Below are 24,936 nucleotides of genomic sequence, written 5' to 3'. Positions count from 1 at the left end.
AAGTTCTGGTTTGAAATGCTAAATGCAACCCTTACTTCAGGACTGTTGTGTGTAATTCTATAGAACTACCAACAAATTGTTTAATCATAAGCAACCCAACAATAAATCAAACGTATGAATAATTGCACATATGAAATAATATTCATATGTTTGCGTAATCTAAAGTTAGAATTATGATTTCAACTGGAATAGAGACCGAGAAAATAGAGCAGGTGGCATTCATCCTCAAGACCATAGGGCATCCGGTTAGACTGGGTATTATTGGTTTGCTGGCCAAAGAGGTGGAGTTGTCTGTAAATGAAATCTGTCAGCGACTCGATGTTGAGCAGTCACTGATTTCTCATCATTTGACTAATATGAAACTGAAAGGAATATTAAGCAGCAAAAGAGAAGGGAAGAACATTCTTTATACTTTGAAATTGAAAGAAGTATTAACAGTCATAGACTGTATGTCAAAATGTAATTTGTAAAATTTTTTGATTCAAAACATGAAAATATTAACATATATAAATTTAAACATGTTTAAGCTGATTTCCTTGACAATACTACTTTTGGGCACTCGCAATGGGAGGGCTCAGGAGGAGATGAAATTGTCAATGGCTGATGCTGTAAAACAAGCCGTAGAGCATAATTGGCAGATTCAAAAGGCAAACCAAAATCTGGGGATAGCTACATCAGAACTCCGGTCATCCAATGCTGTATTTCTGCCGAACGTCAACTTATCGGAGACCTATGCCACTACCACAGACCCGCTTTCTGCCTTTGGGTTTAAACTCCAACAGCAGATTGCATCTTCAAGCGATTTTAATCCCGAAATCCTGAATGATCCCGGTGCTGTAGACAATTTTAAAACCCGTATCTACGCTGAGCAGCCGATCATCAATTTGGACGGCATCAATGCCAGAAAAGCTGCATCAGCAGGAGTACAAGCTTCCGAATTCAATTTGAGGTGGACCAAGAGCTTAATTAGTCTGCAGGCAAAAAACTTGTATTTTCAATTACAACTGGCTCATGAAAATAGTAAGGTAGCTGAGAGCGCACTTGAAGCTGCGAAGGACAATTATAGAGTTGCAAACGATCTTTTCAACCAGGATTTGATCCATAAGGCGGATCTACTATCCGCCGAGCTGAGAATGACAGAAATCGAAAGCCAAAGGATGGCTGCCGAAAATCAAAAGAATAACGCCAATGCAGCACTTACTCATTTCCTGAGGTTAGATAGATCAATTACCATTTTGCCAGCGGACCTCATAGCTAATATGGAGGTACCAAAGGAGTATCTCGAAATGACAGAAATATCATCGGGACGTTCAGATCTTCAGGCACTTTCTTCTCAGGTGAGGGCCAGCGATCAAATGGTGAAATCATCCAAAGGAAGCCTACTCCCCAGACTCAACGCGTTTGCCAGCTATGAATGGAATGATCAGAGCTTGTTTGGCACCAGTGCCAATAACTATATGCTAGGAGCCAGACTGGAGTGGGACATCTTCAAGGGTGGTAAGAATCTGGCAATGATCCAGAGAGCTACTTATAGAAGAAATCTGGCCGAAATCAGCCTCCAGGAAAAATTATCTGACAGTCAAAGAGAACTGGACAGGACAAAATCTAACCTCATTTTAGCAAAAAAGCAGGTGGAGTTAGCGGCATTGGCTGTGAAGCAGGCTGAGGAAACTTACAGAGTGAGAGCCGACAGATTCGAAGAAGGACTAGAGCGTACTTCAGATGTATTGTTCGCAGAATCCGATTTGCTTGCGAAGAGAATTAATCACCTACAAAGCATGAATAACTATCAGCAGCTGATTTTCAATTTAGAACTGCTGTTGGAACAAGAAGTGACCTTATAATAAAAGTAGAATTAGATAGCCATGAAAAATATAAATAAATCAATTTTTGGACTAATGATCATCGGAGGCTTAGTCTCATGCAAAACGGATCAAAAAGAACGAACGGAGGTAAATGCCCTCAAAGTGACTGTACAAAAAGCTGTTTCGGTTGATAAAGTCAGTCAGTATCAGTTTTCCGGCAAGGTAAAAGCAGACGACAAATTGATATTGAGCACTAAAGCAATCGGCCAGGTGGAGAAAGTCTACGTGGACAAAGGAGAGAATGTCACAAAAGGACAATTGCTGCTCAAAATAAGAAGTAAGGATATATTGTCAAAAAAAGCATCAGCCCAAGCCTCCCTTCGAGAAGCAAAGTCTGTATTGAAAAATACCGAGAAGGACTACCAACGTACACAGCGGCTCTATGACAAAGGAAGTGCCACGCAAAAGGAATTGGATGATATCAGTACAGCAAGAGAATCTGATCAGGCCAGAGTCGAATCTATAGGCCAGTCTATTGTGGAATTGGATGAATTACTCTCTTATTCCAACTTGAAAGCTCCAATCGATGGATTCGTTTCACAAAAGTTTGTCAATGAAGGCACTATGGCTACACCAGGTAGCCCACTGATCGCACTAGAATCTTTGGACCAGCTAAAAATTGAGATCAGTGTCCCGGAATTTGAAATAGGACTTTTCACTGAAGGAGACCCAGTTCAGGTAGAAATCGATGCTATCAAGGAGAAATCTTTGACTGGAAGTGTTGATAGAATAATTACCTCATCGGCCTTTTCTGGTTCGCAGTATCAAGTATTGATAGTCCTCAAAGGAGATAGCAAGGGAATGAAGCCTGGCATGTTTGCAAGGGTGAGCCTCCTGAAAAACAAGGAATCGAAAACCATAGTGCCTCGAAAGGCAATCGTACAGCGTGGCCAATTATCCGGACTTTATACAGTGAATCAGCAAGGCGAGGCCATGTTGCGTTGGGTCAGGCTAGGAAAGGAATTTCCCGAAGGAATAGAAGTGCTTTCAGGGCTGAAGAATGGAGAGCAGTATATCATGACCTCAGAGTCAAAACTGACCGAAGGAGTAAAAGTTGAAATCACCAAAAGTATCTAACCATGAAGGGAACAGCCGGAAATATTGCTAAAAAATTCATTAACTCGAAGCTCACGCCACTGTTGATGATTGCTTTTATTGCAGTCGGATTCTACAGCGCCACTTTGACGCCAAAAGAAGAAGAGCCTCAGATCGATGTGCCAATTGCCGATATATTTATTCAATATCCTGGCGCCAGCGCCACAGAGGTAGAATCCAGAGTGGTGAAACCCATGGAAGCCTATCTCTCAAATATCCATGGCGTGGAATATGTCTATTCTCAATCCATGGACGGACGGGCTTTTATAGTCGTCAGGTACCTGGTAGGTGAGGACATCGAGCGAAGTGTGGTGAAACTATACAATGAGATCCAGAAAAACATGGATAAGGTACCTCCAGGTATGAGTTTGCCATTGATTAAAACCAGATCTATAGATGATGTGCCAGCACTTGGACTCACCTTGTGGAGCGAGACTTATGATGATTTCGAACTGAAACGATTGGCGGAAGAGCTCACGCTCGAAATCGAAAAAGTCCAGCATGTAAGCGAAACCAAAATATATGGAGGAAGAAGCAGACAGATTCAGATCTTAGTAGATCAAGAGAGAATGTCGGCTTACCAGCTGGACCCATACATCATTGCCCACGGAATACAGGCGTCGAATAGACAAGTTCAGGCGGGTACATTCACAAACAATGACCAGGTGTATCTGGTAGAGACCGGTGAGTTTTTAAAAACTGTAGAGGACGTTAAAAATCTGGTAGTTGGTGTAGTTGATGATGCACCAATATACCTGCGACAAGTAGCGGATGTAATCGATGGACCTGAAATACCAAAGGAGTATGTCACTTTTGGATTTGGTGAATGGCAAGCAGAAAATCAAGCCATGCCCAAGGGAGAATTTCCAGCGGTGACTATATCTGTAGCCAAGAGAAAAGGAGCCGATGCGATGCAGGTCTCTGATGCCATACTGGATAAAATTGATAAACTAAAAAAGGATTTGATTCCGGCCGATGTCAATATCGAGGTGACCAGAAATTACGGAGAAACGGCGTCGTTGAAAGTAAAAGAACTCTTGATACACCTGGCATCTGCAATTCTCGCAGTCACTATAGTAGTGGCATTGTCTATGGGCTGGAGAGGTGGCTTGGTGGTTTTTCTTTCCGTACCTGTCACCTTTGCGCTGACGCTGTTTGTGTACTATATATTCGGATATACACTCAATAGAATTACGCTGTTTGCACTTGTCTTTGTGACGGGAATTGTAGTGGATGATTCGATCATTATAGCCGAAAACATGCACCGGCATTTTAGAATGAAGAAAATGCCGTTTCTACAGGCTGCCATCACCTCAATCAATGAAGTAGGCAATCCTACCATTTTGGCTACATTCACTGTTATAGCAGCTGTGTTGCCCATGATATTTGTATCCGGACTGATGGGGCCATATATGAGTCCTATGCCGATAGGAGCTTCTTTGGCCATGTTTTTCTCCCTATTGGTCGCCTTGGTCATCACGCCGTGGTTGGCTTACCATTTGCTGAAAAATGATAGCAGTCAGCACAAGGAATTTGTATTAGAAAATACATGGATCTACCGCGTGTATCATCGCGTGATGCAACCGCTACTGGACTCACCATGGAAACGATGGACGTTCATCGGTTCGATCACTGTGCTGTTATTTGCTTCCTTCACGCTGCTGTATTTCAAAATGGTAGCGGTCAAAATGCTGCCCTTCGACAACAAGAATGAGTTTCAGGTAGTTATTGACATGCCAGAAGGCACTCCTTTGGAACGAACCGCTGTCGTGGCCAAAGACATAGCTGCATATCTTAAAAAACAACCCGAGGTGACAAACTACCAGTCCTATGTAGGCTCATCTTCGCCTATCAATTTTAATGGATTGGTCCGACACTATGATCTGCGGAAGGCTGGAAATATGGCAGATATTCAGGTGAACTTATTGCCGAAAGGGGATAGGAGCGAACAGAGTCATGATATAGCCAAAAGACTGAGGCCGGTGATTCAAGAAATTGGTAGAAAGTATAATGCCAATGTAAAAGTAGTCGAGGTGCCACCAGGGCCACCTGTGATCTCAACTATAGTGGCTGAAATATATGGTGATAACATAGAAGGTCAGGAAAAAGTAGCAGCGCAAGTCAAGCAGATACTCTCAGAAGTAGATGATGTGGTAGATGTAGATTGGATGGTAGAAGACGACCAGGTAGAGTTTAAATTCAATGTGGACAAGGAGAAAGCCATGCTGGCCTATGTATCTCCACGATACGCTTCTGATGTGCTAAAGACTGCCCTCGAAGGGTCCACAGTTTCTTATCTACATAACGATGCTGAGGTGCAACCAACGCCTATTCGTCTGAGATTGGAAGAGACAGAAAGGTCGACATTGAATGACTTGAAAAAAATCAATGTAAAATCATCAAAAGGCGAGATGGTGGCTCTTGGGGATATTGTTCAAGTAGAAGAAGGTACTCAAGGTAAGAGTATTTTTAGAAAGAATCAGAAGAGAGTAGTGTACGTACTGGCAGATGTGGCAGGCAAACTGGAAAGCCCGGTCTACGCCATCTTGGACGCTTCTAAGCGATTAGAAGAAATCTCAGTACCAGCAGGATATGCTCTCAACGAATACTATACCGCTCAACCTTTTATGGAGCAAGACTATGGTGTAAAATGGGATGGAGAGTGGCAAATCACCTATGAGGTTTTCAGAGATTTGGGAAGTGCTTTTGCTGTTGTACTTGTGATCATCTATTTATTGATAGTAGGCTGGTTTCAGGACTTCAAAGTTCCATTTGTGATGATGGTAGCCATCCCGTTGTCGCTAGTAGGGATCCTGGTGGGGCACTGGTTGTTAGGCGCATTTTTTACTGCCACTTCAATGATAGGTATGATCGCATTGGCAGGTATTATGGTGCGAAATTCCATTCTGCTCATTGATTTTATAAACCTTAGGCTCAATGCCGGAGTCCCGATAGCCACCGCAGTGGTGGAGGCTGGAGCTGTACGTACCACCCCCATATTATTAACTGCCGGCACGGTTGTCATTGGAGCTGTAGTCATACTTTTTGACCCTATTTTTCAAGGGTTGGCTATATCCCTCATGGGAGGGTCTATAGCCTCTACATTCCTGACGCTGCTGATCGTTCCATTGATCTATTACATGACAGAAAAAAAGAAATACGAATCGTCAATTCAGGCAGTTGACCCTGTGTTGAATGGAAAAGAAAATGACCAATTGGAAGAATTGGTAGATGTAAAAAACGAGAATTAGGATTGAATTTCATGATTGTTAGTTGAGGTAAAGTCCTGGCACAAATGGCGAGCAGCACATCCAACTTTGGAGATGCTCGCCAGCCAGGATGATCAGCAAGAATCAGAATCAGAAAGTATCAAACCATTAAAATTATTAAGCGATGAAATTGATCATAGCACTAGGCATCAAGGAATTACAAAAGGAATTGAGCCAGGTATTTAAAGACAACAATATCCCAATATTCAGTAAGGTGAATATTGAAGGATTCAAAGTAGAAGATAACGAGGTGGACATGACCAATTGGTTTGTCAAAGAGTCCCACGCTGATTTCTCGGTGATGTACTTTGCCTTTGTTCCAAAGAGCCAGGCAGATGTTATTTTGAAGGCCATAGACCACTTGAATTTGAGTAGGAAAAGAGTGAATGCCTTTCACGCCTTTCAGCTACCAGTAGAAAAATTTGTATAAGAGTTTAACACTAAAAATAAGAAAAAGATGAGAGATCGAATGATTAGAGGAGTAGCCGGAACCTTGGTTTTGACAGGTCTGATACTTGGGTATTTTGTAAATGATTATTGGTACATATTAACCGCATTTGTCGGAGTGAATTTGTTTCAGTCTTCCTTGTCAAAATGGTGTTTACTTGAGGATATCCTCAAGAAAAACGGAATTAAAAATTAGACCTTTTGGGAGTCACATCAATTTGTCATTCACAGGAAAAGAATAGGTGAACTGGTCTTGATAGTGAAAGGTTAACGCTTGATTAAAATTAAAATATTATCGATTATATATAACTTTATTTATGCTCAACACAATTAAAAATTTATTTGGTTTTGGTCCTTGTGTAGATTATATGGAATTAACAAAAAATGGGGCTGTCATCATCGACGTTCGCACCAAAGCTGAATATCAGCAAGGACACATCAAAGGCTCTCAAAACATTCCTTTGAACAATCTATCAAATCATTATTCTAAACTGCACAAAAACAAATGCATTATTACCTGCTGTGCATCAGGCATGCGAAGCGGCACAGCAAAACGGATTTTGAAATCAAACGGTTTTATTGAAGTATACAATGGAGGCGGCTGGAACGGGCTACAAGATAAGATCAGCCAATAAATGAAATAATCATATCCGCCTATCGATTGCATTTCGTCATAGACGACCGAAATCAACCTCACAGTTGATGCAAGTCATTTCAAAGCACCAATATTTCACCGTACTTTAAATCATGATATGGGTTATACTGGTGCTTTCTATATTACTGATAGCCATGATTTGGCTGCTTATTGCACCGATTACACTTTTTGTTGATACGTTGGAGGACGTGTACTATATGAAGGTGAAAGGGATTTGCAAAATCAGTTTAAATACCGCTAAGAAGCCAATCACTATTGACATCATTTTGCCCATCGGAAAATTTACGGTTTCGTCTTTTTCCAAAAGGAAGAGGAGCGAAAAAGAAGCTCAAAAAAAGAAAACGACAAGAAAATCGTTCAAAGTCATTTTCAGTTTTGTCAGTGATTTGATAAAGTCATTTGAACTGGTCAAAATGAGCTTGAATATGGATACAGCCGACTATGTCTGCAATGCTCAGCTAGTGCCTGTATTTCATTTTCTAAGTGGCAAAAACAGAGCTTTTTTGGTCAATTTTAATGGAATCACCAGTTTTAAATTGATCCTGAAAAATCGCTTGATAAGAATTATAAAACCAGCAATAAAAGTTGCCTGGAGTTAATTAGTTATAACCTAAAATCATAGAACAATGGAAGTCAATTTTGAAGAATTACTCGCAAAGATCACAGACTTCATCAAGTCTGAAGCAAAGACGGAAACTATCATCGGCACACCCTTCGAACTGGGCGAATTTAAGTGCGTACCCGTGGTCAGGATAGGAATGGGATTTGGAAGTGGAGGAGGTACCGGAGACGCTCCCAAAGCTGGGAAAGGCGAAGGTGGTGGAGCAGGAATGGGATTAGGAATAGAGCCTATTGGCTTTTTGGTGACCCGGGAGCAAGAGATATCCTTTCTGGGGGTGGACAAAGGGAGCAAGGGAATCACCTCAGCATTTGAAAAAGTGCCTGATCTAATTGAGAAAATATTCGCGAAGAAGGAGGAGGCTAAAGCCTAATCCGCTAGTGAATAGGTACATCGAGGTAGTAGAATAATGGATTTATGAAGACCACATTAGACTTCGTGGAAAAGGGAATAGCGGATGAGAAAACCGTGCAATGGCTTCTCGAGGGAGACGTATCCATCCAATATCAGGTATTTCGTGTTTTGCTAGACATAGAGCGGCAAGACTTGAGGGATAGGATAGCCGTCGAAGGATGGGGAGCCCAATTCCTATCCAAGCGTCATAAGGAAGGGCACTGGGGGATGGGATTCTATCAACCCAAATGGATTTCTTCACATTATACCTTGCTCGATTTGCGAAACCTATGCATAGCCCCGGATAACGAACCCGGCAGAATTTCAATTGAGAAAATATTGAGGGATTGCAAAGCAGATGATGGAGGAGTGTATCCGAATTCAAAAAAAAGCGATGTATGTGTAAATGGGATGGTACTCAATTATGCAAGCTATTTTGGGGCAGCACAAAATCAATTGGCGTCTGTGATTGATTGCTTGTTGGAAGAGCTGATGTCAGATGGCGGATTCAATTGTAGATCCAATAGATCGAAAGCTGTTCATAGTTCGTTCCATTCTACACTTTCTGTATTGGAAGGATTTACCACCTATGAGCATAATGGATATGACTACCGAATCGCTGAGGTTAAGAAAGCGATTCAGTCTTCGAAGGAATTTATTCTGTTGCATCAATTTTATCTTTCTGACAAAACTGGAAAGATCATCAACAAAGACTTTCTCAGGATGAGTTATCCTAGAAGATGGAAGTATGATATCCTGAGCGCCTTGGATTATTTTCAGTATTCAAATGCCGAATGGGATGCTCGAATGCAGCCCGGCATTGACGTCCTATTGCAAAAAAAGAACAAGAGCGGAACCTGGAATCTGAATGCCAAATATCCGGGTCAAACCCATTTTGATATGGAGAAAGCTGGCAAGTCCAGTCGATGGAATACGCTTAGGGCACTAAGGGTGCTAAAACACTTTTCACAATAGGCAATCGTGTTTCAACCTGAAATATGCATTAAATAATCTATTCCAATCATAAAGCACTTTAAAATAGACACTTAACATATATTTATTGAATCACCATAGCGGTGCTATGCCTTTTCAATATAAGTGCCTCTTTCTTTGCGCTTTATAGCTTTCATCACGATTCCTAATGCATAATCCAGGTTCAATTGCTGATTCCCAATCAGAATCAAGAAACGGACTGACTTTCGTCATTCCGGATAAATAGCCGAAGCATTAACTTCCAATTGGATGCAAGGGTCTGGCGAGTGAGCTATTCACAGCCATAGAATACTCAATCCAAATTTCAATAAAAAAGTATGAAAGCCACGGTCACAAAAAGAGATGGGACAGCCCATATTTCCGACAAGGAAATGAAACAACCCAGCTTTTTGTGGAAGTTAAAAAGGCGCCTCGGATTTGAGGCGATTAGAAGGATGAAGAGAGCGATTTCGCATGGATGGAATTGTTTTTGGAGGTATCAGGATTGACTTAATCCAATAGAGAGATGAATGTAATAGTTGTATTTGGACTGCCAGGATCTGGCAAAAGCTATTTTGCCGAAAGGCTGGCCAAAGAGATAGGAGCAATTTATTTGAGCAGCGATCAAATCAGATCTGAACTGGACGATAGGCATGACTATTCCTTTTCAGGAAAGATGAAAGTATATAATCGTATGCTGGCGCTAACTGAGCAATGGCTAAAGATAAAGGACACAGTCGTTTTGGACGGGACATTTTATGCGAGAAGTATCAGAGAGAAAACCCAAACCTATTTGAGGTCGATCGGTGCGCATATCCTTTTTCTTGAAATAAAGGCGGATAGAAAATTAATCAAAGAAAGGCTTCAGCGGAAGAGGGCGTTTAGCGAGGCCAATTACGGGGTATTTGAAAAAATCGCTTCACAGGCTGAGCGTATGTGCGAACCACATTTTGTCATACATTCCAATGACCACAATATCGATGATATGATGCGCATTGGTTTGAAATACATCAACGCCTCAAAATCCTATGAACCTCTACATCCTCAATTCTCAAAAATAGTGATGGATGAAGGGCAAAATACAGCTAAACAGAGCTGAAAACTAAATTTTTCGTCCGATGAATAGCGAATTGATAACAAGGCTGGTTCATTCACTAGAAGCAAAGCTAAGCGATGAATCCGTTGAGCTGATAGAGACCCATATTTCCTGGGTGCTCATCACAGATCAATACGCCTATAAAATAAAGAAGCCCATCAAATATTCGTTTTTGGATTATACTACGCTTGAGCTGAGGAAATTTTATTGTGAGCGAGAGTTAGAACTCAACAAAAGGCTGACTCATGACATGTACCTGGGAGTAGTCCCTGTGTCACAAAAAGATAGCCAAATATATGTAGGTGAGGCTGTTGGGTCAGTGATCGACTATGCCGTGAAGATGGAAAAACAGGACATATCCAGACAAATGAATGGGCTGCTCGAAAAGAATGAAGTATCTCACTACGACATGAGAAATATTGCGGCGACCGTGTCCTTGTTTCACAGCAACGCTCAGATTTGCAGGCCATCATTTGCAGGCGAAGATTTCAAAGAAAGATTCAATGATATTTTATCCATAAGTGACTACATAATTGATAACCTGGGCACGGACGCAGGTGAAATTCTGGCGCAGGCAGTCGACTTTTCCGACCAATTCCTTGATTCGCATGAGTCACTTTTTATAAACCGAATAGAGCATGGATTTGTCCGTGATTTACACGGCGACCTGCATTCAAAAAATATTTTCTTGTATGAGGACCCTGTTATTTTTGATTGTATAGACTTCAATGATAGCTTCAGACGTATTGATGTGCTGGATGAAATCGCCTTTTTCTGTATGGATTTGGATGCTTACCACAAAGGAGATTTGGTGTCCGTATTTATGGAAAACTATCTTGAAATGTTTCCGGCGATAAACAATCAGCAAGAAGAAGATCTCTTCGTCTATTACAAATGCTATCGCGCCAATATTAGGGCGAAGGTAAATGCACTGAGAGCACAACAAGCAGTGACGCCAGACGAAAAGACAAAGTGGCTGTCAAATACTGAGCAGTACTTAAGACTCATGAAAGGCTATGTGGGGGAGCTATATTTAAACCCAATAAACAAATGACAGAAAAAGCAACTATCTCAGCTAATTTGAAGAGTGGGAAAATACAAGCTCAGATACCGACCCAATCTATGAACCCAAACCACCTGGTCACTTTTCTGGCGGTTGTTTTGATTCTGTATTTTGGACGAACGCTCTTCATTCCATTGAGTTTTGCTTTCCTCATTAGTTTGATACTTTATCCGCTTTGCCGATGGCTGGAGAAGAAGGGATTGTCTCGTGGAATATCGATAACCATATCGCTTTTTGGATTCTCAATTATGATATTATTCATTATTGGAATCCTAATTCAGCAGTTTATATTGTTTACAAAAGAATGGCCGGCGCTGCAGTATAAGCTGACAAAAATTGCAGAAAATGCCAAGTCGTATATTGACAAATTCTATTTGGATAACTCACTCGGTGAAACCGAATTTTTGGAGACCCTTTTGCAATATGGATATAATCATATTTTGCCAGCCATACCAGAAGCCTTGTATGCCTCGTCTATCTCAGCGGTTTTGCTGATACTTATTCCGGTTTATGTATTCCTGATTCTATTTTATAGAGATAGACTGGTCAGGTTTCTTTTCAGTGTAGTCAAAAACTCAGGCCATCACTACGTTACTTACCTGCTTCCGAAGGTGATTACGACCTATTACAATTTTATAAAAGGGATGGCCATTGTCTATCTGATTGTAGCTGTGCTCAACACCGCTGGACTAGCCATTCTCGGTATTCCCAATCCAATATTCTTCGGTTTTATTGCATCGATTTTAACCTTTATCCCATATGTGGGGATTACCATAGGGGCGCTTTTGCCTATTACCGTAGCCTGGCTGAAATACGATTCGGTTCTCTATCCGATAGGCGTCGTAGTGGTGTTTGCTGTGGTTCAGATATTAGAGGCCAATATCATTTTCCCTCTGATAGTGAGCCAAAAGCTCAAAATAAATGCCCTTGTAGCAATCATTGTCATCATAGGTGGAGGTATCATATGGGGAGCGTCTGGCATGATCTTGTTCTTGCCTTTTATAGCCATACTAAAGCTAATCGCTGATCAGATAAAAGAAATGGAACCAATATCCATCCTGTTGGGAGAATCCTGATCGCGATTCTGTACTTTGGTTAAAAAGCTGATTGTCTCAGCACAGTTTGATACTATAGCTAATCCATCATAAGTAAGATTACATGATCAGTTTTTCCGGGAAACTGTGTTAATCTGTGCTTCTCTCAGGTTCGGTGGGGAGGTAGTATGCGCCTTTAGTAACTACTTGTGCATCTGGCTTTAGGTTTTTAGAAGGAAAAATTTCTATCCATTCATCGTTTTTCATTCCAGTAGACACAGGGACTCGTTTAAACTGGGTTTGGGTTCGTTCTTCATTTGATTTAATGAAAATATATTGCTGACTTTGTGAAGATACAATCGCCTGGACTGGCACGGCACGAACCGTATTTTGTAAGATAATTATTTGGGCTTCGGCATACATACCAGGAAGAAAGGCATCGTTGGTGTTTTCGAGATGCCCATGAACATTTATCGTACGTGTTTCAAAGTCCAACGACTTTCCAACAAGGTGGACTTTACCCTTATATTCCATATTGTCCATACTGGGAATCGTGATAAGAATTTGCTGTCCTTTTTTCACTTTAGGAATGTCTTTCTCATAAATTTTTAGTTCGAGATGAATATGATCAATATTGATAATTTCGAAGAGGACATCGGTTGGTTCATGATACTTCCCCAAAACACTATTGACTTTTGTGACAAAGCCACTTATGGGTGCCCTTACTTTGATAGTTGAAGTGATATTGCCTTGATCGAGGCTTTTTATCTTGATCCCAATCATTTCCAACTCGCTTTTTATGCCATTATATCTCGCCTTTGCAGTATTATGATCGGATTTAGCTTTGAGTAAGTTCTTTTTTGCGTTGATTTTTTCTTTAGCTAGAATTTTTTGCCTTTCGTATTCAGATTCCAGATAGCTTAACTGTCCCTGCAACTCCAGATAATCTTGTTGCAAACGGATGTACTCCGAATTTTGCAAAGTCGCCATGACCTGGCCCTGTTGTACTTTGTCTCCAACGAGTAGGGCGGTACTTTTCACAAATCCCCCCTTATAGATACTCACCATTGCTCTGTTGCTGGGAGGTACGTCGAAGTATCCATTTGCCTGAATACGCTCCTGCAGCACTCTCATTTCTACAAGACTTGTTTGAAGACCTATTGCCAACTCCTGATCTTTAGTTAGAGTGATTACAGAGATATGATCTTCAGATAAGGTGTCCACCTTCGTATCGGCACCAGGTGTCTCACAGGAGCTTAGTGCCAGGACGATAACTAATACTAACTGAATTCGCTTAATAAATGATTTCATAATTGCTTCACTTTACATTTTGAAGGTATTTCACCTCCAAGACCAATTGATTGTACCGATTTACATTATCCAAGAATGCGGCATTGATTTGTGTGGCATTTTCTAAACTCTGGATAAACTGCAAATAGCCTGTCTCGCCACTTTCATAACTTTTTCTAGCCGTAGATTCGATTTCTTTGGCCATAGTCAGTCCTCTGGATTTATAATAAATAATAGCTTGATTGTATTTATCTATTTGGGCCATGAGTTGGGTATATTTGGTGTTTAGCTCTTTCTGATTGTTTTCTGCTTGCTTCTCAATGATCTGAGTTTCTAATATATTGGCTTGTAGCCTTGCTCTTTCTGCCCCAAAAAATAACGGAAGACTGATGCCAAATTGATATCCGTAAAATTGCTCTGCATTTTCGCCTATACCATATCCTCTGAAATATTCTAAATTTAGATCTGGCATCAATTTGTTGCGTTGCAACCGGACGTTGGCAAGCGCGAGTTTACTAAGTATGTTGAACGATTTTGAACTTGGATTTGTGGTCAGGTTAGCCAGTGTAATTGTTGAGTCTATTGGAATTTTATCTAATGATTTTGCCTGAATCTGGAAGGGTTCGTCTAACTGCAAAAACTCATTCAGACTTTCATAGCCGCTTTTTATGTCATAAGAAAGTTGGCTTTTTTGCATTCCTATCTCATAATACTTGGCTTCTGCTGTGACTTTTTCCAGGTATTGAGATTCTCCCACCTCATACTTTTTGCTGGCTGCCTGCACAAAGTTTTTGTAGAGACTATCCAGATAGTCTAATTGCTTAGCCCTGTTGAGTAGATATAGCAGTTGATAATAGGTTTGAGAAACATTCTTTTTTAGGTGCAGTTGCATCATTTCATAATTATTTTCACTCAATGAAGTATGAAGTTTTTGCACCTTGCTTTCCGCTCCATAGACTGTAGGAAAACTGAATGATTGTTGGACGCCATATACATCTAATGGATTGTTGTTGTTGGCAACATTATTTTGATCAAAACCATAATAAAGAGATGTTTTTCCAAGATCTAGTGCTGTTTTTTGAAGTTTCTTTCGCTGTTCAATCTTTAGAAATTGTGCCTTTAATTGGGCATTGTTTTCCAGCGCTAGAGAAAGTGCTTCGTCATGAGTGATCAATTTGTTTTGAGCTTGACTTATCAAAGGTGTCAGCAGCGATCCTAGTACGAAGATTAAAATGACAAGTGATTGCTTATTTGTTTTCAGTTTTACTTCCTTTTCAATCAGTGTGTATAAAATAGGTAGAATAATAAGTGTCAATATGGTGGCTGTCACCAATCCGCCAATTACCACTGTGGCCAGAGGCCTTTGCACTTCAGCTCCGGCAGACGCTGAAAAAGCCATGGGGAAAAACCCAAGTGCAGCGGCAGCCGCAGTCAACAATACCGGTCTCAATCGCTGGGTAGTCCCCTTAAGTACACGTTCTTCTACATCTTTAATTCCTTCCGCTTTGAGTTCATTGAAAAAGTCAATCAATACGATCCCATTCAACACAGCGATTCCAAATAAGGCGATAAAACCCACCCCAGCAGAAATACTAAATGGTAGATCTCGAATCCAAAGAAAAAATACACCACCAATTGCTGAAAGCGGGATGGCAGAATAAACCATTAGTGCTTGTTTGAAACTATTAAAAGTGAAATAGAGCATCAATAAAATAAGTACAAGTGCAACAGGTACGGCCACCATGAGTCTTTTTTTTGCGCTCAGAAGATTTTCAAATTGCCCACTGTATTTTAGATAATAACCCGACGCCAGGTTGAGATTACCATTCAGGATTTCCTGCACCTCTCTCACCAGAGACTCCATATCCCTATTTCTTACATTGATGCCGACCACTATTCTTCTTTTGGTGTCATCTCTAGAGATCTTAGCTGGCTCGGTCTTATAGGAGATATCAGCAATCTCCTGTAGTGGAATTTGCTCTCCGTTAGGAAGATCAACAAACAGGTTCCTTACGTTTCCAATGTCTTTTCTAAACACCTCATCAAATCTAACCACTAGATCAAAACGTCTTTCTCCCTCAAACACCACTCCGGCGACGGCTCCGCCAAAAGCCATTTGCAGTGTAGTATTCAATTGGCTTACATTCAATCCATAGTGAGCAAGTTTTTCGCGGTCATAGGTGATTGCCATTTGTGGTAAACCGGCAGTTTTCTCAACACTTATATCGGCAGCTCCTGCTACATGCCGTATTAGGGCTTTTGCTTGAAGAGCCTTTTCATATAAAACATCCAGATCCTCCCCATATATTTTTATTGCCACATCGGCTCGTACTCCGGTTACGAGCTCATTGAATCTCATCTCAATGGGTTGTGTGAACTCGAAGTCTAGCCCTGGGATGACTGACATAGCAGCTTTCATTTTATCTGCCAGCTGATCTTTGGTTACGGCACTCGTCCACTCACCTTTTGGGATGAGTTTGATAATCATATCAGTCTCTTCCATCGACATGGGATCAGTAGGTACCTCTGCTGCACCGATGCGTGTCACGACCTGATCCACCTCCGGGAAATTATCGATTAGGATATTTTCCAACTGAGTCATTATTTCTACGGTTTTACTCAAAGAAGTTCCAGTTTTGAGCACAGGCTGTACCACATAATCACCCTCGTCCAAGGTGGGAATAAACTCGCCTCCCAAACGAGTAAAAATACCAACCGCTGCCAAGAACAATACTACAGCAGCAAGCAGTACGGATTTTTTCCATTGGAGGGCTAATAGAATGGAGGGTTTATATAGCTGAAGGATAAATCCCATGATTCTGTCTGATACGCTTTTCTTTTCCTTATTTCCAGGTCTGCATATCAAGGAGGTCATTACAGGGACGTAGGTTAGACTGAGAATCATGGCTCCAATCAGTGCAAAACTGAAGGATAAGGCCATTGGTCTAAACATCTTACCCTCAATACCCGTCAATGACAGGATTGGGATAAAGACTATTAATATAATAATTTGCCCAAATATGGCAGCATGCATCATTTTGGAGGCCCCATCAATAGTGATTTTGTCTTTAGCATTTTTTAATGACTTACCTTCCAGGCCTAATAATTCATGCTGTTTTTGAGTGATTTTGAATACAATGAATTCAATTATTATCACCGCTCCGTCGATGATGATTCCGAAGTCAATTGCACCCAAGCTCATCAGGTTAGCCGATACCCCAAATAGGTTCATCATTGAAATACCGAACAAGAGTGACAGTGGGATGATGGATGATACCAAGAGACCAGCTCTTAAATTTCCTAGCAATAGTACAAGCACAAAAATTACGATTAACGCACCTAGTATCAAATTTTCTGACACTGTAAATGTGGTCTTATTGATAAGCTCAGTTCGCTCAAGAAAGGGATTGATAAATACACCTTCCGGTAAGGTTTTTTGGACCTCGGCGACACGTTCTTTTACTTTTTCTATTACTTTATTCGCATTGGCATCCTTGAGCATCATTACCTGTCCTAGCACTTTTTCCCCTTCTCCATTTCCAGTAATGGCACCAAATCGTGTCGCAGTGCCAAATTTCACATCAGCAATATCATTGATCAGTATAGGAATTCCGTTCGTCGTTTTCACCGCAACACGTCTGATGTCCTCCAATGACTGAACCATCCCATCTCCGCGTATAAAGTAACTCTCTCCAAGTTTTTCTATGTATCCGGCCCCTGTGATACCATTGTTGTCAGACAAAGCAGAAAATACTTCCCGAATTGAAACATTCATTGCTTTCAGCCGCTCAGGGTTTATAGAGACTTCGTATTGCTTTAGGTATCCTCCCCAGGTATTGACTTCCACGACTCCTGGAATCCCCGAAAGTTGTCGTTTTACTACCCAGTCTTGAATTGTTCTAAGATCCATTGTTGAGTATTGAGTTTCGTATCCGGGTTCGGTATCCAGAATGTATTGATAGATTTCCCCCAGTCCGGTAGTGATAGGTCCCATCTCGGGTGATCCAAACTCACTAGGAATTTTCTCTTGAGCAGATTTTATTTTCTCTGCAATCAGCTGTCTGGGCAAGTAGGTGCCCATATCGTCATCAAAGACAACAGTAACTACAGAAAGACCAAACTTGGATATCGAGCGAATTTCTTTAACTCCCGGAAGATTGGCCATTTCCAGTTCTACCGGATAGGTAATAAACTGTTCTATATCCTGTGTTGATAAATTTCGGGAAGTCGTAATGATCTGTACTTGATTATTGGTAACATCAGGTACTGCACCTATTGGAATTTGTGTGATCGAATAAACACCCCACCCAACAAGCGCTGCAATAAAAAGAAGAATCAAAAGCTTATTTTTGACACTAAATACTATGATTGATTTGATCATTATTTTTCAATTAAAAAAAATTGGAGTCCTGGTGTCACTTAGGGTAGGAAAGTAGTTTTTACATGCATAGAAGCAAATGATCCAGGTAAATTTTTCAAATGATTTCTGTCATTTTTGAATTAATTATATCAGTTTGAATTGATTCTTTCCGCTTTAAATATGGTCAATCGATAGTCCTCTCTTCGTATTAGTTTTTTGAACTGTTTTTTATTGGGTTTAAGTACAACCTTGATTACTTCACCATTGCTATTGAGCATTTTTTTGAGAGGCATTTCTTGCTCCAATGCTATCAAATCATCAATAAACATGGCACTGATCAAAAGTTTGTCATTCTTGTCCAAAGTCATAAACTCCAGATACCAATAGTTATCTAATTCCCTATAATTGAGGAAATAGTCTTTTTTGAATTGACGTAGTATGTGATGATCCGATAGCGAAAATATGGTGTCAATTCTATTCCAAGTCTTATTAGCAATACGCTTATCACGTTGCATATCTTGGTCTGGCACCAGTGCTGGATTATCCCTGTTAGAATTGACCTCGAATATTGGACTTGATGCGTTGGGTGTAACTTCTATATTCCAATCACTGCTGATCAAAATTGCAGAATCTGTAATCGTTAGAATCCTTGGGTCCAATGGATTAACATAGGATCCCTGAAACTTTTTGCTAAAGTGTGTTTCGCTTTTTTTGAAGAAGGGTTGTGGCTCTTCGAAGGTGACAAATACGGCGCAATTACTTAACAAAAATGCAGCTGACAAATGGGCAACGGTAAGACCTATTTCAGATAATTTTTTCATAACAAAGTCAATTTACAGCACCTCCTTGCGGATCGCTATGACTAGCATCACCGGTAAGATTGATTGTACTCAGACAAGAGTTTTATTGGCTCTATTTGCTTAGTTAGATCGACAATCTATTACATGATCAGCTTTTCCAGAAAACTGCCTGCGAAGTAGGCAAGACCAGCGGCGGTTGTTCCCAGAAGCAAAGTTTCGCCAATACCCCTAACTTTCGAGCTATGATTGACATGAGCCTTCATAAAACCAATAATGGTGAACGATAAGGCAGTAAGCATGCAGGACATCATGAAAGCCTGACTCATGTCAATATTTATAAAAAATGACGCCAATGGAATAAAGCCAATAAGCAAAAAAGATAGAAACGTGGCGATGGCCTTTTTCCTTGGAGTTTCAGACTCAATGACCATATTGTGTTCATCCTTCATCATTACATTGACCCATATTTCTTTATCAGCGGTAATAGTCTGAACTACACTTTCCAGCAACTCACCTTCTAATCCCTTTGATCGAAAGATTTCTCTGATCTCTTCCCGCTCACTCTCTGGTAGGTGTTCTACTCCCCAGTGCTCCAGCTTTCTGTACTTCTCATGTTTTTCCTGCTCAGATTTGGAGGAAAGATAACTTCCCACCGACATAGAAAAACCATCAGCAATGAGGTTAGCAATGCCCAATATAATGATGATCTCCACTCCGAAACCGGCGCCTACCGCGCCAGCAATCACAGCGAAGGTGGTCACCCCACCATCAATTCCTCCGTAGATAAATTGACTTAAATAAGCGTATTGATTTGATTGTTGAGGTTCTGCGTGAAATTTGTAAGCCTTGTGATAATCCATAACAAAATCAAGTTACTCGATCACCAGATATCGGTTCATGACCAGAATCACATGCCCCCCTGATTGTCCTCATCGGCCAAGGAGAGCTGGATTACTACATTTGTACTATCACATAAACACTACGATCATGGCACTCAATAAAATCAGAAATCATACTTTTCAGAGAATAGGAGACAGGTATGCCAATTATTTCGACGCAGATCATTTTCTGGGTAGGTGCTCCATGGATAATTTTGAGATATCAAGACCGAAAGGAAACCTAAAGAAAGCAGAAACGGCTTATCATATCGAGGTGGCACTTCCGGGATTCGACAGGGATGAAATTAAGGTGACCTTGGCGAACAATAGGCTATACGTGGCCGCCAAACGAGATGAACTTGAGAATTACAAAGATGAATTCCTGAAGAAAGAATTTCATACTGATTACCAGAAAAGGCAGTTTACTCTCACCGAGAATGTAAATCAAAATAAGATTTCCTGCAGACTCTCAAATGGGGTTTTACATATAAACCTACCGTTCAATACTGAAACGCACGAATCTATCAACCGACGAATCAACGTGTTTTAGTTATTGCTTCGTTTGCTTTTGAAGTACTTATTGATCTTCGCGATCAATTGGTTATCCGTGAGCTTATCACAGCTCTCGGAGTTCAAACTATTCAAAGTCAGATTTTTAGAACTTTTGATCATTTTTAGTAGGCCTGTTTTGGCTTCTGCCGGGCCCAAAATCAGTAAATCAGTCGCTTCGCCTATTTCAGAAAGAATAGAGTCATAGAACTCCTTGCTCTGCTGTTTTTTCCTATTGAGATAGGCTTTTTCAGATATCACATCTCGAGGCCCCCAGAGTGTTTTGGATCTGGCTCCCCCAGTCGGATGAAAGTTTTCAATTTTAGATGGTAATTTGGTCATTATTGGATTTTCATCATCCGCCCTGATTATTAAAGCTTCCTGCTGATCCAACCACATACCGATACATACTTCATCTTTAGCTGCCATGATCTTATTGTTGTAAATTCTGATTCGAAAGTTAATTATAGAAGAGTATAGAAAAAGGGTAGGTTTTGCCCACCCTTCTACTACTACACACAAGAGATTTGTTGCTTCTGTTAAGCCGCTTTAGACTCAGGCAATTTTGATCTCTTTTTTAGGTAGTTTCTTTGCTTCTTCTTTTTTTGGTAAGGTTATCGATAATACACCATCTTTATAAGTGGCCTTGACTTTGTCATCGTTGACACTATCAGGCAGAAGGAAAGATCTTGAGAAAGAACTAAAACTAAACTCCTTCCTGGTGTAATCTTCCTGTTCATCATTGAGCTCCATTTCCTTTTCAGAGCTGATGCAAAGCGCACCGTTTTCTATGTTTACATGGAAATCCTTTTTCTCCATACCTGGCGCAGCCAATTCTATTTTGAATTCATTATCTGTTTCGAGCACGTTAGCCGCAGGCACATTGGCTCTCCATCCATTCCAAAGCGGTTTTGACCAGGTATCTTCATCGAAAAATCCGCTGAATAAAGCTGGGAATCTTAAATTGTCTCCCGTTTTTGCTAATAGGTTCATATCTCCTCCTTTTTATGTAAGTGAAAAATAAATTACTAATCATAAAATTAGAAGTAAGCACCCCCTTGTCCAATGACAAGTCTCAACGGACCGGATGATTCTTGTCAAGACCTAGAATCATACTTTCGAAAATCAGTTTGTCAACTGATTGAGGTCATTTCAAAAAGTGGTATTTAAATATAGATTTGGTTCTATCAGCAATCAATTATTAATGATAAGGAATCCACCGTCAAGTTTTAAATGATAATGAGATGTTAGGTAAACTCGCAAACGATCAAATCGACAACCTCCTCCACGGTGAGAAGGTAGGCAGACTTGCCTGTCAGCAAGATGGAATGACGTACATAGTACCAGTGTCATATGCCTATAAGGGAGGCCAGGTCTATATTCATACTTCGGAAGGTCAAAAGATTGAAATGATGAGGATGAATCCAAATGTTGCCTTCGAGGTAGATCGAATCATGGATATGAACAACTGGCAAAGTGCAGTGCTCACCGGAACGTACAAAGAGCTGGAGGGAAAAGAAATAGAAGAAGCCATGCTAATCCTTACTAGTAGATTTATGCCGTTTCGGACAAGTGAGACAGTACCTTCAAAATATGGTATGGAAAAAATTCATTTTGACCAAAAACCTAAAACAAGATCTGTTGTTTTCAAAATTGAAGTTTTGGAAAAGACGGGTCGATATGAGAAGGGTTAGTGTCGAGCTACTCTAGTAAATATAATCTCATATGAATGGCTGACTTTGCTCATATTAAAGAATGCCGGTTATAGATAGGTTTATATCGCCAATTGAAGGCAAGAATGATGTTGAATACCACACCTGTCAAACAAAATCCAATTTTGGAATTATCACCAGCCCAAATGAAGGGTCTGTCCAGCCTGGAAGCAGCAGACCTATTAAAGCTTCATGGCAAAAATGAAATCGAGCGAACAATAAAAATCAAACCCTGGAAGATCCTTATAAGGCAGTTCAAATCTCCACTCATTATTATTCTGATCATCGCTGCGGCTATCTCTTTTCTTGTAGGCTACCTGCCAGGGCAAGATCAGCATATCATCGATACAGTATTGATTTTAATTATAGTCTCCATTTCTGGTACTATGGGGTTTATTCAGGATTACAATGCTGAAAAGACCATTGAGGCCTTGCAGAAGTTGGATATGCCCAAATCCGTGGTAGTGCGCAATGGTGAGAGCATAGAAATTGATTCAAAAGAAATAGTTCCGGGAGACTTATTATCGATTACGGCTGGGGATATGATCAGTGCAGATGGAATCATTATCAGCGCCTTTCATTTGGAAATTGACGAATCGATCCTTACCGGAGAATCAGTGGCAGTCAAAAAAATAAAAGATTCAGAAGTATTTAAAAATAGTGTGACCACCGCTGGCCATGCCATGGTGAAAGTGACGGCCACAGGTATGAAGACCAGAATCGGGCACATTGCTGACCGACTGCAAAGAGTAGAAGTGGAGCAATCCAATTTTCAAAAGGAACTAAATCTTTTGAGTAAAAAGCTATCCATCATTACCATACTTATCACGTTGGTGATAGCCGCAGTCGGTATGTTCAAATTTGGATTTTACACCTCATTGCTTACCGCAATATCATTAGCTGTAGCTGCGATCCCAGAAGGTTTGCCTGCTGTGATGGTATTGGCTTTGGCCCTGGGAGCCGGCCGAATGTTCAAGAAAAATGCCCTGATCAGGAAGCTTCCAATTGTAGAGTCGGTAGGAGCCGTTGACATCATTTGCACAGACAAGACTGGCACACTCACCTTAAACGAAATGACGGTGACCAAACTCTATTTTGATGGACAAGAATATACTATCGACGATTTGGTGGCAATAAAAAGCAACGAAACATTCGGGAAGCTTTTGACTTGTGGGTCAGTGTGTAATAATGCAACTGTCAATTCTGCTCCAGATCGAGAAAAACTTTTCATCGGAGACCAGACGGAAATTGCGCTGTTGAAAGCTGCCTTTGACCACTTGGATGACCATCAGGATACGTTGGATTCATGGCAAAAAATAGACGAGGTTCCATTCAGCTCGGAAAGAAAGATGATGAGCGTCCTTGTGAAAGGTGCGGACGGGAGCCAGCAGGTCTTTTCAAAGGGCGCACCAGAAATGCTCATTAATCGATGCACCAGAATCTTGGAAAACGGAAAGGAAGTAGACCTAACGGAAAAAATGAAGGAAGAACTTCTTCTTCAGAATCAATCCTTTGCTGCTCAATCCTTGCGAGTCCTGGGGTTTGCCTACAATCCTTCCAGATCAGATGAGTCAGCCATGGAATCTGATTTAGTCTGGATTGGACTCCAGGCGATGATAGATCCACCCAGAGATGAGGTGAAGGGGGCGATTGAAGATTGCCTGAACGCTGGAATCAAGATTATCATAATCACCGGAGACAACGCGGTCACCACCAATGCCATTGCCAAACAAATAGGTCTGATGAGCGCCGGGGTGATAGAAGGCAGCGATATGGATGAGATGAGCGACGATGAGCTGGAATCCAAAATCAAATCCGGAGTCAATATTTTCGCGAGAACAGATCCCTTTCATAAGCTGCGATTGCTCGAGATTTTGGAAGAGAATCATACGGTGGCTATGACCGGAGATGGAGTAAATGATGCGTTGGCGATCAAACGAGCTGTGGTGGGTATATCGATGGGTAAAAAAGGTACTGAGGTAGCCAAGCAAGCAAGCGACATTGTGCTACTCGATGATAACTTTAGCACCATTAGGGATGCGGTAAAAGAGGGAAGGACAATATTCAACAATATCCGAAAGTTTATCGACTACCTGCTGACTTGCAACCTGGCTGAGGTAGGAATTATCTTTTTTATCACCATATTTTTCAGCTTTGACGAACCCATTATGTATCCGGTCCAGCTGCTCTGGATCAATCTATTAACAGATGGTCTGGTGGCCCTTGCACTAGGAGCAGACCCACCAGCCAAGGATATCATGTCACATCCACCACGAAAAAATGATGAACCCCTGATCAATAAAAAACTAGGCTGGCTCATAGGATTGATTGGAGCCAAAAAGGCCATCCTGCTGGTAGGTATTTTCTTAATAGTGCTTCCATCCGGCTTAGATTTGGCACGCTCCACATTGATTACCGGGATCGTACTCTTCGAATTTGTACGAATAGGAGCCATTAGATATGGTGAGGCGCTGGGCTGGTTTGCCAACAAATGGCTGGTGGCAGGATTGATCACCTCCATCGTCCTGCATCTCTTGATCGTATACACCTCACTCAATCAATACTTCTACCTGGTACCTTTAGGTCAGTTCGAATGGCTTGTTTTGATTGGCGGCCTACTTTTGGGCTATACGCTGGCCATTCTGATTACAAAATTGGTATCGACCCATATCCGTACTGAATCTAAGCTTGCTGATATTTAAACCTGAAATATGCATTAGATAATCTATTCCAATCATAAAGCACTTTGAAATAGACACTTAACATATATTTATTGAATCACCATAGCGGTGCTATGCCTCTTCAATATAAGTGCCTCTTTCTTTGCGCTTTATAGCTT

22 protein-coding genes are annotated in these 24,936 nt (G+C 40.9%); 16 read left to right on the top strand and 6 right to left on the bottom strand.

Features of this window, described 5'->3' with window-relative positions; translation table 11 throughout:
* Positions 1-173 precede the first annotated feature (173 nt).
* The 13 genes from ABJF11_RS00545 (at position 174) to ABJF11_RS00485 (ending at position 12,550) form a co-directional block, all read left to right on the top strand.
* Positions 174-470: a metalloregulator ArsR/SmtB family transcription factor gene (locus ABJF11_RS00545; RefSeq protein ID WP_348117160.1), complete on the top strand. Its 297-nt coding sequence runs from the start codon at positions 174-176 to the stop codon at positions 468-470.
* Between the two features lie 48 nt (positions 471-518).
* Positions 519-1,844 (top strand): TolC family protein, encoded by a 1,326-nt coding sequence (locus tag ABJF11_RS00540; protein WP_348117159.1) that lies wholly within the window; start codon positions 519-521, stop codon positions 1,842-1,844.
* Positions 1,845-1,865: 21 nt separating this feature from the next.
* Positions 1,866-2,942 (top strand): efflux RND transporter periplasmic adaptor subunit, encoded by a 1,077-nt coding sequence (locus ABJF11_RS00535; protein WP_348117158.1) that lies wholly within the window; start codon positions 1,866-1,868, stop codon positions 2,940-2,942.
* Between the two features lie 2 nt (positions 2,943-2,944).
* Positions 2,945-6,211: an efflux RND transporter permease subunit gene (locus ABJF11_RS00530; protein WP_348117157.1), complete on the top strand. Its 3,267-nt coding sequence runs from the start codon at positions 2,945-2,947 to the stop codon at positions 6,209-6,211.
* 142 nt (positions 6,212-6,353) lie between these two features.
* On the top strand, positions 6,354-6,659 hold the full coding sequence (locus ABJF11_RS00525; RefSeq protein ID WP_348117155.1) for a hypothetical protein: 306 nt from the start codon (positions 6,354-6,356) through the stop codon (positions 6,657-6,659).
* 27 nt (positions 6,660-6,686) lie between these two features.
* On the top strand, positions 6,687-6,872 hold the full coding sequence (locus tag ABJF11_RS00520) for a DUF2892 domain-containing protein (protein ID WP_348117154.1): 186 nt from the start codon (positions 6,687-6,689) through the stop codon (positions 6,870-6,872).
* A gap of 172 nt (positions 6,873-7,044) precedes the next feature.
* A complete protein-coding gene (locus tag ABJF11_RS00515) occupies positions 7,045-7,311 on the top strand; it encodes a rhodanese-like domain-containing protein (RefSeq protein WP_348117152.1) in 267 nt (88 codons plus the stop codon).
* A 112-nt stretch (positions 7,312-7,423) separates the two neighbouring features.
* The gene (locus tag ABJF11_RS00510) at positions 7,424-7,930 is read left to right on the top strand and encodes a hypothetical protein (RefSeq protein ID WP_348117150.1); all 507 of its coding nucleotides are present in this window, start codon (positions 7,424-7,426) and stop codon (positions 7,928-7,930) included.
* A 27-nt stretch (positions 7,931-7,957) separates the two neighbouring features.
* Positions 7,958-8,323, top strand: a complete 366-nt coding sequence (locus tag ABJF11_RS00505) for a spore germination protein GerW family protein (protein ID WP_348117149.1) — start codon at positions 7,958-7,960, stop codon at positions 8,321-8,323.
* Between the two features lie 44 nt (positions 8,324-8,367).
* Positions 8,368-9,318 carry a hypothetical protein gene (locus ABJF11_RS00500; protein WP_348117148.1) on the top strand — a complete coding sequence of 317 codons (951 nt, stop codon included), beginning with the start codon at positions 8,368-8,370 and terminating at the stop codon, positions 9,316-9,318.
* A 523-nt stretch (positions 9,319-9,841) separates the two neighbouring features.
* A complete protein-coding gene (locus tag ABJF11_RS00495) occupies positions 9,842-10,414 on the top strand; it encodes an ATP-binding protein (protein WP_348117147.1) in 573 nt (190 codons plus the stop codon).
* A 19-nt stretch (positions 10,415-10,433) separates the two neighbouring features.
* Positions 10,434-11,465 (top strand): hypothetical protein, encoded by a 1,032-nt coding sequence (locus tag ABJF11_RS00490; protein WP_348117146.1) that lies wholly within the window; start codon positions 10,434-10,436, stop codon positions 11,463-11,465.
* On the top strand, positions 11,462-12,550 hold the full coding sequence (locus ABJF11_RS00485; protein ID WP_348117145.1) for an AI-2E family transporter: 1,089 nt from the start codon (positions 11,462-11,464) through the stop codon (positions 12,548-12,550). The genes ABJF11_RS00490 and ABJF11_RS00485 overlap by 4 nt, the downstream gene beginning before the upstream one ends.
* Before the next feature lie 108 nt (positions 12,551-12,658).
* Here ABJF11_RS00485 and ABJF11_RS00480 read toward each other — a convergent pair whose 3' ends face one another.
* The 4 genes from ABJF11_RS00480 to ABJF11_RS00465 all read right to left on the bottom strand — a co-directional run bounded on the left by ABJF11_RS00480 (position 12,659) and on the right by ABJF11_RS00465 (position 19,818).
* Positions 12,659-13,819: an efflux RND transporter periplasmic adaptor subunit gene (locus ABJF11_RS00480; RefSeq protein WP_348117144.1), complete on the bottom strand. Its 1,161-nt coding sequence runs from the start codon at positions 13,817-13,819 to the stop codon at positions 12,659-12,661.
* Positions 13,820-13,826: 7 nt separating this feature from the next.
* The gene (locus ABJF11_RS00475) at positions 13,827-18,179 is read right to left on the bottom strand and encodes a CusA/CzcA family heavy metal efflux RND transporter (protein ID WP_348117143.1); all 4,353 of its coding nucleotides are present in this window, start codon (positions 18,177-18,179) and stop codon (positions 13,827-13,829) included.
* A gap of 128 nt (positions 18,180-18,307) precedes the next feature.
* Complete coding sequence (locus ABJF11_RS00470; RefSeq protein WP_348117142.1) at positions 18,308-18,979, bottom strand: hypothetical protein; 672 nt, start codon at positions 18,977-18,979, stop codon at positions 18,308-18,310.
* A gap of 119 nt (positions 18,980-19,098) precedes the next feature.
* Positions 19,099-19,818, bottom strand: coding sequence for a VIT1/CCC1 transporter family protein (locus ABJF11_RS00465; protein WP_348117140.1), 720 nt, complete (start codon positions 19,816-19,818; stop codon positions 19,099-19,101).
* Positions 19,819-19,945: 127 nt separating this feature from the next.
* On the opposite strand from ABJF11_RS00465, the gene ABJF11_RS00460 reads away from it, so the two are divergent.
* Positions 19,946-20,386, top strand: coding sequence for an Hsp20/alpha crystallin family protein (locus ABJF11_RS00460; protein ID WP_348117139.1), 441 nt, complete (start codon positions 19,946-19,948; stop codon positions 20,384-20,386).
* On the opposite strand, the gene ABJF11_RS00455 is transcribed toward ABJF11_RS00460, so the two are convergent.
* The gene (locus ABJF11_RS00455; RefSeq protein WP_348117137.1) at positions 20,383-20,814 is read right to left on the bottom strand and encodes a hypothetical protein; all 432 of its coding nucleotides are present in this window, start codon (positions 20,812-20,814) and stop codon (positions 20,383-20,385) included. The two genes, ABJF11_RS00460 and ABJF11_RS00455, sit on opposite strands and share 4 nt — an antisense overlap.
* 126 nt (positions 20,815-20,940) lie before the next feature.
* Positions 20,941-21,378, bottom strand: a complete 438-nt coding sequence (locus ABJF11_RS00450; protein WP_348117136.1) for an Hsp20/alpha crystallin family protein — start codon at positions 21,376-21,378, stop codon at positions 20,941-20,943.
* A gap of 251 nt (positions 21,379-21,629) precedes the next feature.
* Here ABJF11_RS00450 and ABJF11_RS00445 point away from each other — a divergent pair, with 251 nt between their 5' ends.
* Together ABJF11_RS00445 and ABJF11_RS00440 are read left to right on the top strand one after the other, a co-directional pair.
* On the top strand, positions 21,630-22,079 hold the full coding sequence (locus ABJF11_RS00445) for a pyridoxamine 5'-phosphate oxidase family protein (RefSeq protein ID WP_348117135.1): 450 nt from the start codon (positions 21,630-21,632) through the stop codon (positions 22,077-22,079).
* Positions 22,080-22,183: 104 nt separating this feature from the next.
* Complete coding sequence (locus tag ABJF11_RS00440; RefSeq protein WP_348117134.1) at positions 22,184-24,799, top strand: cation-transporting P-type ATPase; 2,616 nt, start codon at positions 22,184-22,186, stop codon at positions 24,797-24,799.
* Positions 24,800-24,936 lie beyond the last annotated feature (137 nt).

Origin of the sequence: Reichenbachiella sp., from assembly GCF_039941815.1 — a bacterium.
Lineage (GTDB): Bacteria > Bacteroidota > Bacteroidia > Cytophagales > Cyclobacteriaceae > Reichenbachiella.
The sequence above is the reverse complement of the archived record's forward strand: the minus strand, read 5'-3'. Positions and strand labels throughout refer to the sequence as shown.

Coding starts and splice junctions, on each gene's coding strand:
- ABJF11_RS00455 (WP_348117137.1), bottom strand. CDS start 20,814: ATGGCAGCTAAAGATGAAGTATGTATCGGTATGTGGTTGGATCAGCAG.
- ABJF11_RS00475 (WP_348117143.1), bottom strand. CDS start 18,179: ATGATCAAATCAATCATAGTATTTAGTGTCAAAAATAAGCTTTTGATT.
- ABJF11_RS00485 (WP_348117145.1), top strand. CDS start 11,462: ATGACAGAAAAAGCAACTATCTCAGCTAATTTGAAGAGTGGGAAAATA.
- ABJF11_RS00465 (WP_348117140.1), bottom strand. CDS start 19,818: ATGGATTATCACAAGGCTTACAAATTTCACGCAGAACCTCAACAATCA.
- ABJF11_RS00540 (WP_348117159.1), top strand. CDS start 519: ATGTTTAAGCTGATTTCCTTGACAATACTACTTTTGGGCACTCGCAAT.
- ABJF11_RS00515 (WP_348117152.1), top strand. CDS start 7,045: ATGGAATTAACAAAAAATGGGGCTGTCATCATCGACGTTCGCACCAAA.
- ABJF11_RS00510 (WP_348117150.1), top strand. CDS start 7,424: ATGATATGGGTTATACTGGTGCTTTCTATATTACTGATAGCCATGATT.
- ABJF11_RS00495 (WP_348117147.1), top strand. CDS start 9,842: ATGAATGTAATAGTTGTATTTGGACTGCCAGGATCTGGCAAAAGCTAT.
- ABJF11_RS00525 (WP_348117155.1), top strand. CDS start 6,354: ATGAAATTGATCATAGCACTAGGCATCAAGGAATTACAAAAGGAATTG.
- ABJF11_RS00480 (WP_348117144.1), bottom strand. CDS start 13,819: ATGAAATCATTTATTAAGCGAATTCAGTTAGTATTAGTTATCGTCCTG.
- ABJF11_RS00445 (WP_348117135.1), top strand. CDS start 21,630: ATGTTAGGTAAACTCGCAAACGATCAAATCGACAACCTCCTCCACGGT.
- ABJF11_RS00500 (WP_348117148.1), top strand. CDS start 8,368: ATGAAGACCACATTAGACTTCGTGGAAAAGGGAATAGCGGATGAGAAA.
- ABJF11_RS00545 (WP_348117160.1), top strand. CDS start 174: ATGATTTCAACTGGAATAGAGACCGAGAAAATAGAGCAGGTGGCATTC.
- ABJF11_RS00450 (WP_348117136.1), bottom strand. CDS start 21,378: ATGAACCTATTAGCAAAAACGGGAGACAATTTAAGATTCCCAGCTTTA.
- ABJF11_RS00530 (WP_348117157.1), top strand. CDS start 2,945: ATGAAGGGAACAGCCGGAAATATTGCTAAAAAATTCATTAACTCGAAG.
- ABJF11_RS00470 (WP_348117142.1), bottom strand. CDS start 18,979: ATGAAAAAATTATCTGAAATAGGTCTTACCGTTGCCCATTTGTCAGCT.
- ABJF11_RS00440 (WP_348117134.1), top strand. CDS start 22,184: ATGATGTTGAATACCACACCTGTCAAACAAAATCCAATTTTGGAATTA.
- ABJF11_RS00505 (WP_348117149.1), top strand. CDS start 7,958: ATGGAAGTCAATTTTGAAGAATTACTCGCAAAGATCACAGACTTCATC.
- ABJF11_RS00535 (WP_348117158.1), top strand. CDS start 1,866: ATGAAAAATATAAATAAATCAATTTTTGGACTAATGATCATCGGAGGC.
- ABJF11_RS00460 (WP_348117139.1), top strand. CDS start 19,946: ATGGCACTCAATAAAATCAGAAATCATACTTTTCAGAGAATAGGAGAC.
- ABJF11_RS00520 (WP_348117154.1), top strand. CDS start 6,687: ATGAGAGATCGAATGATTAGAGGAGTAGCCGGAACCTTGGTTTTGACA.
- ABJF11_RS00490 (WP_348117146.1), top strand. CDS start 10,434: ATGAATAGCGAATTGATAACAAGGCTGGTTCATTCACTAGAAGCAAAG.